The following is a 12,843-nucleotide window of genomic DNA, read 5'->3' as shown; positions in this document are numbered from 1 at the left end:
CATGACCGCGACGCCCGACGACACCGCCCGCCACAACGCCAAGATGGCCAAGAAAAAGGCCGCCCGCGACAAGATCATGGCCACCAAGACCGACGAAAAAGGTCTGGTGATCGTCCATACCGGCAAGGGCAAGGGCAAGAGCAGCTCCGCCTTCGGGATGATTTTTCGCTGTATTGCCCATGACATGCCCTGCGCCGTCGTGCAGTTCATCAAGGGCGGCATGTCCACCGGGGAACGCGACCTGATCACCGCGCATTTCGGTGACCTGTGCGAATTTCACACCATGGGCGAGGGCTTTACCTGGGAGACGCAGGACAAATCCCGCGACATCGAAATGGCTCAGGCCGCCTGGGCCAAGGCGAAGGAACTGATCCGCGATCCCGGCAACCGCATGGTTCTGCTGGACGAAATCAACATCGCGCTGCGCTATGACTATATCGACGTGGCCGATGTCGTGGCCTTTCTGCGCGATGAAAAGCCGCCGATGACCCACGTGGTCTGCACCGGGCGCAACGCCAAGGACGCGCTGATCGACCTGGCCGATCTGGTCACCGAGATGGAGCTGATCAAGCACCCGTTCCGGTCGGGCGTAAAGGCCCAGGCCGGGGTGGAATTCTGACCGGCGCGGCCCTGCCGTGACCCAGGTCCCCCCGATCGACTGGCAGCGCCCGGCGGCAGAGATGTTCTTTGCCCCAGGCGTCGATCCGGGCCTGTCCACCTTGGCCCCCCTGCCCCGGATGTGGCGGAGCGTGCCGCGCGGGCGGATCGCCGGGGCCAGCGTCAGCGCCGATGACGCCACCGCGCACCGCACGGCAGACCACATCGACATGCACACCCGGTTGCGCGCCTTTCGGGCCGGGATCGTGACCACGACCGTGCTGGTGCATGTCACCCAACTGCGCGCGCAGGAACATTTCCTGGCCGTGGGCGACCGCTTTCTGCTGACCGGGGCGGCCGGGACCCGGCTGCGCAACCGCTACGTCTGGAAGGCAGAGCCTGGCCGGGACATGGACGCCGAGGTCGCGCGTGCCTTTGACCGGCACAGGGCCGCGGCCAAGGCTCCGGATCTGCACGACGGTGACGTCAGCCGGCTGCCCTTCGTGGTGGATGCGCGCAACGGGACGAACTTCTACCACTTCGTGACTGAAACGCTCTGTCAGCTTTGCGCGGTCGATGCGGACTGGTTTCGGGGGGACGTTCACATCCACATGAAAGGGCCGGACATTTCCAGCTTCGTCATGGCCTGGGTCGAGGCGATCTTTCCCCGACTGGTCGGGCGGGTTCACCTGACCCGGACGGACCGCGACTATGGCCCCGCGTTGACGGTTCTCAACGGGCGGCACTGGTATTGCCAGACCACGGACGAGGTGATCCCCTCGCTCGACCCACTGGCCCCGGACAGCCATGTCTGGCGCGGGCGCCAGCCAGAACGGGCGTCCCAAGGGATGCTGGCGATGAATTCCTGCGACGAGATGTTGATCCGCCTGCGCGAAACGGCGCTGGACCGAATAGCAGGACAGGACTGGTCGCACTTGCCCCGGCGCTTCTGGGTGGGGCGCAAATCGGTGCGGGACCGCGCCATGGCGGGCGAGGCGGACCTGCGGGCGGATTTGGCGCGGCGCGGCTTCGAAACCATCTATTTCGAAGATTTCACGCCCCTGGAACAGGTCGCCCTGATGGCGAATGCCGACATCATGATGAGCTATCACGGTGCCGGGTTCGCCAACATGATCTTTGCCGAGGCTGATACCCATTGCATCGAAATCGGCACGCTGCAGACGGCGCTGTTCCGGTGGCAGGATTTCATGCCGCACGCGCTGGCAAGCGGGTGCCGCTATACGTCCTTCTTTGCCGACTATAACCTGGACGACCCGGAGGAGCAGGTGGACGAACGGCGCGGCAAGGCGTTGGCCGCCGTCGCACTGACAGCTTCGGGGCGGGCCCGTGTCCTGGGGTTCGTCGATGCGGTGATTGGGCGGGTGCGCGTCACCTCGATCAGCCGATTGTCGGAATTGGCGCGGCTGCTGTCCCGGCTGGAGGATCACGCGGCCCTTCTGAGATTGATCGACGGCCACCGGGGCGCAGAGCGTCGAGAGCCAAGCCTGCACATCCTGAAGGCCAATGCCTTGCAGGGACTGGGCCGCCCACGCGACGCCTTCGATGCCCTGGTCGCAGCCTGGGAGGCGGGGCCACCCCGCGCCTTTCTGTTGGAACGCCTCATTCTGGCGGGACGTGATGCCGGGGCCGACACCGCCGCGGCAGAGGCCGAACATACGCAGCGGTTCCCGGAGCATGGCAAACGTCTGGCCCGGAAATTGCGGCGCCTGGGGTGACCCGCCCCGCCAACGTCACGCCGGATCCCCGGCTTGCGACGCCGCCCCGCCTGCGTCACGCCCCTGTCGGCGACTACGCCGGCTGCGGCTCCGGGCCGTCTGGGCGGTCCTGGGCTTGGGTCAGATCATCGCGCGGTCCGATCGCCGCCATCGGCACCCTCAAATCATAGATCAACCGGTCGTCTTCGAACCGCCGTTCGGCCCGCCCCTGCAATGTCTGTGGCACAATCTGCGTGACAAGCCGGGTGCCAAACCCCTGCCCGGTTTCGGGGCCCATGGGGCGGCCCAGGGTCTCGGCCCAGGTGACCGCCAGCATCGGGCCTGCCTCCGCATCATTCTCGACCCGCCAGGTCAGCGACAGCCGGCCGTCAGGATGGGCAAAGGCCCCGTATTTCTGGGCGTTCGTGCTCAGCTCATGCAGGGCAAGACAGATCTGCTGCGCCCCTTCCGCCCCAATATTCAGGGCAGGACCCTCGATCCGGACACGGTCGGCCCAAGTCATCAGCACCGGCTCCAACTGGTCGCGCATCACCGCCTCCAGGTCCGCCGCACCGCGATCGTCGCCGCGCATCACGCGGGCCGTGGCCTTGGCCAGCGCGTCCACACGGCCGGTAAAGGCGGTCAGGAAATCCTCGATCCGTTCGGCCCCTCTGGCGCTTTGGCGGGCCATGGCCGCCACGACCGTCAGCATGTTGGACGACCGGTGCACCGCTTCGCGCGCCGCGACCGACAGGCGGTCATTTGCGCGGGCCAGCTCTTCGGTTCGGGCGGCGACGCGCTTCTCCAGGTCCGCCTGGGCGGCGCGCAAATCACTGAGCGTCGCCTGATGCGAAGTGATTTCCGCCAGCAAGCGGGCGTTGGCGGCCTCCATCTGCGCGGGGCTGGGGATGCGGACCAACGTCGGGACCAGACGAAACAGCACCAGCGCCGTGGCCCCCGAGACCAGGCCGGTTGCCAGCTTTATCGTCCCGGCCAGCGGATAGACCGGCAGCCAGAGCGTCACGATCGACAACACATGAGTGACCCCGCACAGCAGGATGAAGCCCGCGAACAACGCCACCAGACCGCGATACCGCAGGTCGGGCCGCTGCCGCAGGAACAACAACAGGGCCAGCGGGATCGCGAAATAGCTGAGCACGATCAGCAAATCCGACCCAACCCAGAGCGCGACAAGCCACGGCTCCCACAGAAGGCACATACCGTGCGGCATGTACTGCGACCAATCAAAAAGGGTCATGGCAAGGCCCATCCTAACTACCGAGGGCGGAGGCGGCCCTTCGGGCAAGCGTCCGGCAGGTCAAAATGTCTTATGACATCTTGTTTGGTAGCGCGCGCGCAGACCCCCGTCTAGCTGGACGGTGTGTTATCGGATGACAGGCCGAACCGTATCGCCGGGCCCGCTTTCGCGGCCCGGCGTCACGTCTTAGCCCAGCGCCGCGTCGCAGCGCGCGCAAACGCCATCATGCCCATGGCTGCCGACATCGGGCAGGATCTTCCAGCAGCGTTGGCATTTTCCGCCTTCCGCATGCTGGAAGGTGACGGCGATTCCTTCGCCGTCCTCTGGGCGCCAGGCATCCTCGGGGGCGGGCGCTTCGCTGACCTCGATGCCCGAGGTGATGCAGATGTCCTCGAAGCTGACGTCGCGCAGGATCGCTGCCGTTTCGGTGTCCACGTAAACCACCGGTGCCGCCTCCAGCGACGACCCGATGGTCTTGTCACGACGTGCCACCTCCAGCGCGCCGGTGACCGCGCGGCGGACGCGGCGGATGGTGGACCACTTGGCCGCCAGTGCCTCATCGCGCCAACCGGGGCGGGCGTCCGGGAAATCCTGCAGATGGACAGATCCGTCCTCGTCCGGATGCACCTCCAGCCAGACTTCTTCCATGGTGAAGGGCAGGATCGGGGCCAGCCAGGTGGTCAGCCGTTCGTGCAGTAGCCGCAGGACCGTGCGCGCCGACCGCCGCCGCAGCGTGTCACCGTCGCAATAAAGCGCGTCCTTGCGGATGTCGAAATAGAAGGCCGACAGGTCGATCGTCGTGAACTGGAAGATCGCGTTCAGGACGGACGCGAAGTCATAGGCCGCATAACCCGCGCGCACCTCGTCATCCAGCTCCGACAGGCGGTGCAGAACCCAGCGCTCCAACTCCGGCATTTCCAGCGGGTCGGCGGGCGTGTCCTCGGTGATGGAGCCCAGCATGAACCGCAGCGTGTTGCGCAAGCGGCGATAGCCGTCGGCCACCCCCTTGAGGATCTCCGGCCCGATCCGGTGATCGGCGGTATAGTCGACCTGCGCCACCCACAGCCGCAGGATATCGGCGCCGTATTGGTCCACGATGTCCTGGGGCGCGATGGTGTTGCCGATGGATTTGGACATCTTCATGCCCTTTTCGTCCATGGTGAACCCGTGGGTCACGACGGCGCGGTAGGGCGCGCGCCCCTTGGTCCCGCAGGCCTGCAACATCGACGAATGGAACCAGCCGCGATGCTGGTCCGTGCCCTCCAGATAGACGTCGGCAATTCCGTCCTCGGTCCCGTCCGAGCGGTCGCGCAGCACGAATGCATGGGTCGAGCCGCTGTCGAACCAGACGTCCAGGATGTCGTCGACCTTCTCCCACTCCGCAGGGTCGTAGTCGGGGGCCAGGAACCGTTCCTTTGCGCCCTCCGCATACCAGGCATCGGCGCCCTCGGCTTCGAAGGCGGCGATGATGCGCGCGTTCACGGCAGGATCGCGCAGCAGGAAATCGGGGTCGTCGGCCTTGGCGCCGACCTTGGTAAAGCAGGTCAGCGGAACGCCCCAGGCGCGTTGGCGCGACAACACCCAGTCAGGCCGGTTCTCGATCATCGAGAACAGACGGTTGCGCCCAGTCTTGGGCGTCCATTCCACCAGTTGATCAATGGAGGTGAGGGCGCGGGCCCGCACCGTCTCGCCATATGTGTCCTGCCCGTCGCCCACGGGCCGGTCGATGGCGGCGAACCACTGCGGGCGGTTCAGGCGGATGACCGGAGCCTTGGAGCGCCAGGAATGCGCGTCCGAGATCGTGATGCGTTTGCGCGCCAGCAAGGCGTCGGCAGATTGCAGCGCCGCGATGACGGCCTTGTTGGCCCCCCCCGGTTTCTTGCCATTCGGGCTGAGGATCGCCTCGCCGCCGAACAAAGGCAGGTCGGCGCGGTAAGAGCCGTCGGCCTCGATGTTGTAGGTCATCGGCAGGCCATGTTCGACGCCGATCTTGTAGTCGTCGTCACCGTGGCTGGGGGCCGTGTGGACAAAGCCCGTGCCCGCATCGTCGGTCACGTGGTCGCCTGGGAAGAGAGGGACGTCATAGTCCCATTCCCCGTTCGCGCCGTCGACCCCGCGCAGAGGGTGGGCGCAGGTCAGGGCAGACAGCTCATCTGCCGTCACATCGCGCAGACGCGTCCATTGACCGTCTTCCAGCCGGGCGGCGGTCAGCGTGGCCTCTGCCAGACCGTCCGCCAGCAGATACTTGTCGCCGACCTTGGCCCAGCATTCTTCGGGCGTGCCGGTGATTTCATAGAGACCATAGGCGATGCCCGGCCCAAAGCAGATCGCGCGGTTCTGCGGGATGGTCCAGGGCGTCGTCGTCCAGATGACGACACGGGCCCCCTCCAGACCGGACACCACCTCGAACGGCACCCAGATCGCGTCCGTCTGGCGGTCGTGATACTCCACCTCCGCCTCGGCCAGCGCGGTCTTTTCGACCGGCGACCACATCACCGGCTTGGACCCCTGATAGACCAGCCCGTTCATCAGAAACGTCTGGAACTCGGCGGCGATCACCGCCTCGGCGTGGTAGTTCATCGTCAGATAGGGATCGGCCCAGTTGCCGGTGATGCCCAGACGCTTGAATTCCGCGCGCTGCACATCGACCCAGCCGGCGGCAAACTCGCGGCATTCGCGGCGGAATTCCACCACGTCGACGGCATCCTTGTCGCGGCCCTTCTGGCGGTATTTTTCTTCGATCTTCCACTCGATCGGCAGGCCGTGACAATCCCAGCCGGGCACATAGCGGGCGTCGTGGCCCATCATCTGGCGCGACCGGACCACCATGTCCTTGAGCGTCTTGTTCAGTGCGTGCCCGATATGCAGGTTCCCGTTCGCATAGGGCGGCCCATCGTGCAGCGTGAAGGGCGCGCGGCCCTCCTTTTCGCGCAGGCGATCATAGACGCCGATCTTCTCCCACCGGGTCAGCCATCCCGGCTCCCGCTTGGGCAGGCCCGCGCGCATCGGAAAGTCCGTCTTCGGCAGGTTCAGCGTGGATTTGTAGTCGGGGGTCTGGTCGGAGGGCGTGTCGGCGCTCATCTCGGGCGTCCTTTGCAGATCGTCGGCGGGGAATGGCGATGCGGTCGGTCCAACATCTTTGCCCGGCGGCCCCGTGGATCAGGGCGCCGGGGGGCTAATTCGCTGGCCTATGCACGCGCGTCCCGTCATCGCGCGCCTTATAGGCAGGGCACCCGGCAGGGGGCAAGGTGCGGCGGACGGCTGCGGCCTTAAGGAAGTCTTCATGTTCCTGCGCAAGGATGGCGGCAGGAGGACCGAACATGTCCCACGTGCTCTTCATCGCCTTTCTTGGCACCGCTTTCGTCGTCCTTCTGCCGCTGCTGCTGCCGCGTCCACGCGGGAACGGGCGACTGGCGCTGCTTCATCCGATCCCGTTGCCTTTCGTGGGCGGGTTGCGGCCCCTGCGCCATCGCGACAAGCCGGGCTAGCCGCGCAAACGCTCTTTCTGATCGGCCACATGCCCCCAGACGCGCGAAATCACGACGGAGCCTTCGCCCACGGCGCTCGCCACCCGCTTGACCGATCCCGCGCGCACATCGCCCACCGCAAAGATCCCGTCGGCAGAGGTGGCAAAAGGGTCGTCGCGATCCACATCGCGCCCGGTCAGCACAAACCCCTTGCCGTCGCAGGCCACCAGATCACCCAGCCAGTCCGTGTTCGGCGCAGCCCCCACCATGATGAACAGCGCGCGGGTGTCGATGCTGTCGTTCCCCTCGGCCACGCCATCGCCCTTGAGATGGACGCGGGACAAATGCCCCTCCCCCTCCAGCTGGTCGACTTCGGTGCGATAGCGGATGCGGACGCAATCGTTCGCCTCCAGCCGGGACGACAGATAGCGTGACATGCTGTCGGCCAACCCGTCGCCGCGCACAAGCAGATGCACACAGACGGCGTGGCGCGACAGGAACATCGCCGCCTGGCCCGCCGAATTGCCGCCGCCGATGATGACCACTTCGCTGCCCTTGCAGAACCGCGCTTCTGTCTCCGTCGCGGCATAGTAGACGCCTGCGCCCTCCAACCCCTCCAACCCGTCCAGCGGCAGGCGGCGATACTGCACGCCCGTCGCCACGACCAAAGCGCGGGCGCAGGTCTCCGTCTCATCGTCGAGCCGGACGCAGAAGCTGCCGTCGTCGCGACGCTCCACCCCGGTGGCCCTGCGCGGGACGGCAAAGCGGGTGCCGAACTTCATCGCCTGCACCTCGCCCCGGAAACACAGATCCGCGCCGGAAATACCGGTGGGAAACCCCATGTAGTTCTCGATCCGCGAAGAGGTCCCCGCCTGCCCGCCGATGGTCGCATCCTCGACCACCAGCGCAGAAAGCCCCTCGGCCCCGGCATAGACCGCCGCCGCGATGCCGCCCGGTCCGCCCCCCACGATCAGCACGTCGTGCACCACCTCCGGGTCCAGATCCAGGTCCAGACCATAGAGCTGCGCGACCCGGCGCGGGGTCGGGTTTTCAATCACGCGGTCCTTGCCGAACACCACGGCCGGGTGCCGAGGGGCCAGCGAACAGTGCGCCGCGACTTCCCCTGCTTCGGCGTCGTCCAGGTCCAGGGTGCGATACGGGATCCGGTTGCGCGCGGCAAAGGCCCCGATGGCGCGAATCTCCCGGTCGCGGTCCATCCCGATCAAGGTCAACGACGCCTGATCGCTTTCCAACAGCGCGCGCCGCCGCCCGGCCATGACCGAAACGATGATGTCGGACATCTCTGGCACACGCGACATCAGGTCCAGCATCTGATCGCGATCGACCGCCAGCAGACGGCTGTCGGACACGGCGCGCATCTGCAGCATGGCACGGGCACCGGTCAGGAACCCGATTTCTCCGCCGAATTGCCCCGGGCCCAGGGTTGCCCCGTTGCCGTAGCGGCGACCGGTAATCGCATCGACCGCCTCCACCTCTCCGGTCAGGACGTAGTGGAAGGTATCCATGGGGTCGCCCAGATCCACGAGCGTCTGGCCCGCGCCAATCTCGATCACACGTGCGATCTCGCGGATGCGGGCGACGTGATCCTCGCTGAGCGGGGTGCGCGTCATCGTCTGCAGGTCGTCGGCCAGGCTTTCCATGTCAGCTTTCCTTCTGGCCGAACAGACCGGTCAACGACCGGCCAACGACGTCGGTGATGCGGGGCGGGCGCTGGTGGGTGAACGGCAGGGGGCGGCAGACCTCCATCGCCGCCAGACCCACGCGGGCGGTCAGCGCGCCGTTGATCAGCCCCTCGCCAAAGCGGCGCGACAATTTGCTGAGAACACCGCCCCCCGCGACCGACCCGATCAGATCGTCGCCCACGGCCACCGCGCCCGTCGCCGCCAGGTGGGTCAGCACCGTGCGGGCCAGCCGCCAGGACCCCAACGTCCCCGCGCGCCCACCATAGATCAATGCAATGCGGCGAATCATCCGCAGGTTCGCGGTCAACGCGGCCACAACATCGGCCAGCGCCAGCGGCACGACGGCGGTGACCAGCGCGACCTGGCGGGCCGCCGCCTCCACCTCGCGGGTGGCGGCGGTATCGAGTGGGGCCAGCAGATCACGTTCCACCGCTGCGACCATCGCATCGGCATCGTAGATGTCGGCGCGGCGCGCGGCCAACTCCTCCCGCCCCCAACGGGTGTCGGGGCGCCCCGCGTAGAAGGCCACCAATCTATCGGTCAGCGCCCGCGCGCCGGACAGGTCGACGACCTGCGCGGCCTGGGTGCGCAACGCGTCGATCCGACCCAGACGGGACAGCGCGGAAACCTCGCGCAGGATGACCGCAATGCAGGCCAGCAAAAAGGCCGCGACCAGCGCCGTCGCGATCCAACCCAGCAAGGGGTTTGCAGCAAGCAGATCGGTGACGAACGTCCAGGCCGCCACGGACAGGGCAAAGCTCAGCAACGCGCCCAGGGCGGCCCAGAACCACCGCGCCAGCGGTCTGTCCCGCCGCCCTGCCAGCAGGGCCATGGTCTGCATCGCCCGCCCGGACGGCGGCGGCGCGACCTCGGCCTCGGGCACCGGCGGGGCGGAGGCAGGGTCAAAGCCGCCCTCACCCGGTGGCAAGTCACCCGACGGACGGGCCCGGCGCGGGGGCTCGGGCGTCGCTTCGGGCGCGTCGATTTCGAACAGGACTGCGCCGCGGCGGCGGCTGCCTTCGGGTGTGTCGGCCATCGGCCCCTCCGTCTGCGGTCGTGCTGAAGGTATGCCTCCGCCGGCCGGATGCAACGTTCAGTCTTTGTTAACGCATTTCCCTGACAATGCCCCGATCTCTCCCGCTCGTGGCCAGATCTGGTTGCTAGCAAGGGGGACCTGACACGAAAGTGACCGAATTGATGCCTGTTTCCTCTTCCGGCCTGCGGCTGACACTGTCCGATTGGATCCTGCTCGGGGCGGGTGCCCTGACGCTGGGCGTAACCGCCTCGGCGGTGCTTCAGGGGGGCGGCCTGCCCCAGGCACCGGACTTTCGCGCGGCCCTCGACGGCCCGACGTTGCAACTCCGCGCGTCGATGAACGCACCGGCCGCGACACCGGGCATCATGCCGCAAACGGTCCGCTTGTCGGGCTTGGCGGATGCGTCGGCAGGCCCGCTTGTCAGTTCAGGGGCACCCTGACCGCTACAGCCGGTCGGCCAACAGGAACTCCGCCGCGCGGTCCAACCGGATAAAGGGCGGCCCCTCACCGGGGCGCAGGGTCAGGGGCGCGGGGGCGAATTCCATGATGTCATACTCGGCCTCCAACCAACCCTCGGCCCCCTGCATCGCAGGCGTCAGGATGTGGGACGGATCCGGCGGCAGCTCGCCAGGATAAAGCGCCGCCTCGCGCCCGCCCTCCAGCAGGCGACCGCGCACCACGGGCAAGCTCTCGCCCCGATGCTCCCGCATCTCTTCGACGGTGGCACGCAGGGCGGCGATCGACAGAGCCTCGGTCCGGGCCCCGGCGAAATCGGCCCGCCGGCGCGCATCATCCACCATGGCATCCAGAATCGCGGTCAGACGCGCGTGCTGTGTGTGGTGCAAATGGTCGGCCTTGGTCGCGGCAAACAACACCCGGTCGACCCGCCGCGCCCCCAGCAGGGACAGCAACCAGTTCAGCGCGCCCGGTTTGAACGCGGACAGGATATCGGCGATCGCGGCGCGCATCTCCTCGACCGCGCGGGGACCACGCCGGATTGCGCCCAGCACATCCAGCAGGACCACCTGCCGGTCAAGCCGGGCAAAGTGATCGCGAAAGAACGGTTGCACGACCTTGGATTTATAGGCCTCGAACCGCCGCGCCATTTCCCGGCGCAGCGACCCGCGCGGCGCGTCCCCCGGGGGCAACGGCGCAAAGGTCAACGCGGGCGAGCCCTCCAGCTCTCCGGGCAGCAGGAACCGACCCGGCGTCAGGTCGTAGGCCCCGGCGCGGCGCGCCGCCTTCAACGCCTCCGTATAGGTCGCGGCCAGCGTCTGGGCCGTCGGCTCCTCCAGCTTGGCGGCGGGATCGACGTCAGCCAGCGCGGCGGCATAGGCCTCGGCCCCCCAATCCTTCAGCCGGTTCAGTGCCCGCGCCGACCATTCATCATAGGTTTTTTCCATCAGACCCAGGTCCAGCAGCCATTCCCCCGGGTAATCGACGATATCCAGATGCACGACCCGCGGCCCCCGCATCCCCGCCAACATGCCCGCCGGACGCACCTTCAGCGACAGGCGCAATTCGGACACCGCGCGCGTGCCTTCGGGCCAGTGCGGCGTCCGGGACGTCAGCGCGGCCAGATGCCGCTCGTACTCGAACCGGGGGATCGTATCGTCCGGCTGCGGCTGCAGGAACGCCGTGTCGATCCGCGCGGCGGGCGAAAACCCGGCCATCCGCCCCCGGTCCATCAGGTTCGCGACAAGCGATGTGATGAACACGGTCTTGCCCGCGCGCGACAACCCCGTGACGCCCAGCCGGACCGTCGGGTCGAACACCTCGGTCACCGAGGCGGTCATGTCCCCCACCCCGCGCGTCACCGCATCCGCAAACCGTCCGATCATTCGCAACCCTTTCGTCGTCCGCAGGGAATGTAGGCGCCGGGGGGCCAAAGGGAAAGCGACGCCCGAATTCCGGCTGCACGCAGGGGGACCGGGCGATAGGGTCGCGCCATGTTGTTTGCCCTGCCCCCCGACGATACGCTTTATGACGCGCTTCTGTCCCGCGATGCAGCCTTTGACGGGCGCGCCTGGGTCGGCGTGACCTCGACGGGCATCTTTTGTCGCCTGACCTGCCCCGCGCCCAAGCCCAAGCGCGCCAATTGCCGCTTTCACGACAGCGTCGCCGCCTGCCTGGAGGCGGGGTTTCGCCCCTGCAAACGCTGCCGCCCCCTTGCCGAGGGTCAGGAGCCGACGGTGACGGACTTGCTGGACGCCTTGGAGGCGGACCCCGATCGCCGCTGGTCCGAAGAAGACGTCGCCGCGCGCGGCCATGACCCTTCGACCGTGCGGCGCGCGTTCCGGCGGCAATTCGGAATGACGTTTCTGGCCATGGCCCGGTTGCGGCGGCTGGGTCGCGGCGCGCAGGCGCTGGCCGACGGCGGGGCCGTGATCGAGGCGCAGCTGGCCGCCGAGTTCGACAGCGCCTCGGGCTTCCGCGAGGCCTTCGCCAGACATCTGGGCATGGTGCCGGGACGCCTGGCGCGCGACGGCCTGCTGCAGGCCGATTGGATCGACACGGCGCTCGGCCCGATGGTCGCCGTGGCCAGTCGCACCCACCTGCACCTGCTGGAATTCGCCGACCGCCCCGCCCTGCCCCGCGAATTGCAGGGGCTGCGCGACGAGGCGCGCGGCGCATTGGGCCTGGGCCGGCTGCCCCCCGTGGACCAGATCGCCGCCGAGCTGGAGGCCTACCTGGCAGGCCGCAGCGCCCGGTTCGACACACCGCTGTTTCCCGGTGGCACCCCGTTCCAGCGTCAGGTCTGGGACGCGCTGCGCGCGATTCCCGCCGGACAGACGCGCAGCTATTCCGACCTCGCCCGCGCCATCGACCGGCCCGACGCGATCCGCGCCGTGGCCCGCGCCAACGGGGCCAATCGGCTGGCCATCGTGATTCCCTGTCACCGGGTCATCGGCGCCGATGGGTCGCTGACCGGCTATGGCGGCGGTCTTTGGCGGAAACGCCGCCTGATCGAGGTGGAGCGCGCCTACGCCTGAGCGGTTGTCACAGCGCCCCGATCAAACCGGCCATGCCCCGGTCCTTTCTTTCCACCATCGCACCACCCCCCCGT

General features: G+C 67.6%; 10 protein-coding genes. 5 read left to right on the top strand and 5 right to left on the bottom strand.

Annotation, left to right across the window (positions count from 1 at the left end; genetic code table 11):
• Position 1 precedes the first annotated feature (1 nt).
• The gene (gene cobO / locus K3551_RS06185; RefSeq protein ID WP_259918564.1) at positions 2 to 619 is read left to right on the top strand and encodes a cob(I)yrinic acid a,c-diamide adenosyltransferase; all 618 of its coding nucleotides are present in this window, start codon (positions 2 to 4) and stop codon (positions 617 to 619) included.
• A 16-nt stretch (positions 620 to 635) separates the two neighbouring features.
• Entirely contained in the window at positions 636 to 2,333 is a 1,698-nt protein-coding gene (locus tag K3551_RS06180) for a glycosyltransferase 61 family protein (protein WP_259918562.1), read from the top strand.
• A gap of 73 nt (positions 2,334 to 2,406) precedes the next feature.
• Here K3551_RS06180 and K3551_RS06175 read toward each other — a convergent pair whose 3' ends face one another.
• A complete protein-coding gene (locus tag K3551_RS06175) occupies positions 2,407 to 3,570 on the bottom strand; it encodes a sensor histidine kinase (RefSeq protein WP_259918561.1) in 1,164 nt (387 codons plus the stop codon).
• Positions 3,571 to 3,756: 186 nt separating this feature from the next.
• Entirely contained in the window at positions 3,757 to 6,651 is a 2,895-nt protein-coding gene (ileS, locus tag K3551_RS06170; protein WP_259918559.1) for an isoleucine--tRNA ligase, read from the bottom strand.
• A 239-nt stretch (positions 6,652 to 6,890) separates the two neighbouring features.
• Here ileS and K3551_RS06165 point away from each other — a divergent pair, with 239 nt between their 5' ends.
• Positions 6,891 to 7,058 carry a hypothetical protein gene (locus tag K3551_RS06165; protein ID WP_259918558.1) on the top strand — a complete coding sequence of 56 codons (168 nt, stop codon included), beginning with the start codon at positions 6,891 to 6,893 and terminating at the stop codon, positions 7,056 to 7,058.
• Here K3551_RS06165 and K3551_RS06160 read toward each other — a convergent pair.
• Together K3551_RS06160 and K3551_RS06155 are read right to left on the bottom strand one after the other, a co-directional pair.
• Positions 7,055 to 8,698: an FAD-dependent oxidoreductase gene (locus tag K3551_RS06160; protein WP_259918556.1), complete on the bottom strand. Its 1,644-nt coding sequence runs from the start codon at positions 8,696 to 8,698 to the stop codon at positions 7,055 to 7,057. The genes K3551_RS06165 and K3551_RS06160 overlap by 4 nt on opposite strands.
• A 1-nt stretch (position 8,699) precedes the next feature.
• Complete coding sequence (locus tag K3551_RS06155; RefSeq protein ID WP_259918554.1) at positions 8,700 to 9,776, bottom strand: YcjF family protein; 1,077 nt, start codon at positions 9,774 to 9,776, stop codon at positions 8,700 to 8,702.
• A 161-nt stretch (positions 9,777 to 9,937) separates the two neighbouring features.
• Between K3551_RS06155 and K3551_RS06150 the strand changes: the two genes are divergently transcribed.
• Positions 9,938 to 10,216, top strand: a complete 279-nt coding sequence (locus K3551_RS06150) for a hypothetical protein (RefSeq protein WP_259918553.1) — start codon at positions 9,938 to 9,940, stop codon at positions 10,214 to 10,216.
• 3 nt (positions 10,217 to 10,219) lie between these two features.
• On the opposite strand, the gene K3551_RS06145 is transcribed toward K3551_RS06150, so the two are convergent.
• Complete coding sequence (locus K3551_RS06145) at positions 10,220 to 11,617, bottom strand: YcjX family protein (RefSeq protein WP_259918552.1); 1,398 nt, start codon at positions 11,615 to 11,617, stop codon at positions 10,220 to 10,222.
• Between the two features lie 108 nt (positions 11,618 to 11,725).
• Here K3551_RS06145 and K3551_RS06140 point away from each other — a divergent pair, with 108 nt between their 5' ends.
• Positions 11,726 to 12,769, top strand: coding sequence for a bifunctional transcriptional activator/DNA repair enzyme AdaA (locus tag K3551_RS06140; RefSeq protein ID WP_259918550.1), 1,044 nt, complete (start codon positions 11,726 to 11,728; stop codon positions 12,767 to 12,769).
• Positions 12,770 to 12,843: the final 74 nt, after the last annotated feature.

The organism is Jannaschia sp. M317 (assembly GCF_025141175.1).
Classification (GTDB): Bacteria; Pseudomonadota; Alphaproteobacteria; order Rhodobacterales; family Rhodobacteraceae; genus Jannaschia.
This window is presented reverse-complemented; position numbering and strand designations above follow the sequence as displayed.

Excerpts from the sequence above, each read along its gene's own strand:
- K3551_RS06160 (WP_259918556.1), bottom strand. The coding sequence starts at position 8,698 with ATGGAAAGCCTGGCCGACGACCTGCAGACGATGACGCGCACCCCGCTC.
- K3551_RS06155 (WP_259918554.1), bottom strand. The coding sequence starts at position 9,776 with ATGGCCGACACACCCGAAGGCAGCCGCCGCCGCGGCGCAGTCCTGTTC.
- K3551_RS06140 (WP_259918550.1), top strand. The coding sequence starts at position 11,726 with ATGTTGTTTGCCCTGCCCCCCGACGATACGCTTTATGACGCGCTTCTG.
- ileS (WP_259918559.1), bottom strand. The coding sequence starts at position 6,651 with ATGAGCGCCGACACGCCCTCCGACCAGACCCCCGACTACAAATCCACG.
- K3551_RS06165 (WP_259918558.1), top strand. The coding sequence starts at position 6,891 with ATGTCCCACGTGCTCTTCATCGCCTTTCTTGGCACCGCTTTCGTCGTC.
- K3551_RS06175 (WP_259918561.1), bottom strand. The coding sequence starts at position 3,570 with ATGACCCTTTTTGATTGGTCGCAGTACATGCCGCACGGTATGTGCCTT.
- K3551_RS06150 (WP_259918553.1), top strand. The coding sequence starts at position 9,938 with ATGCCTGTTTCCTCTTCCGGCCTGCGGCTGACACTGTCCGATTGGATC.
- K3551_RS06145 (WP_259918552.1), bottom strand. The coding sequence starts at position 11,617 with ATGATCGGACGGTTTGCGGATGCGGTGACGCGCGGGGTGGGGGACATG.
- cobO (WP_259918564.1), top strand. The coding sequence starts at position 2 with ATGACCGCGACGCCCGACGACACCGCCCGCCACAACGCCAAGATGGCC.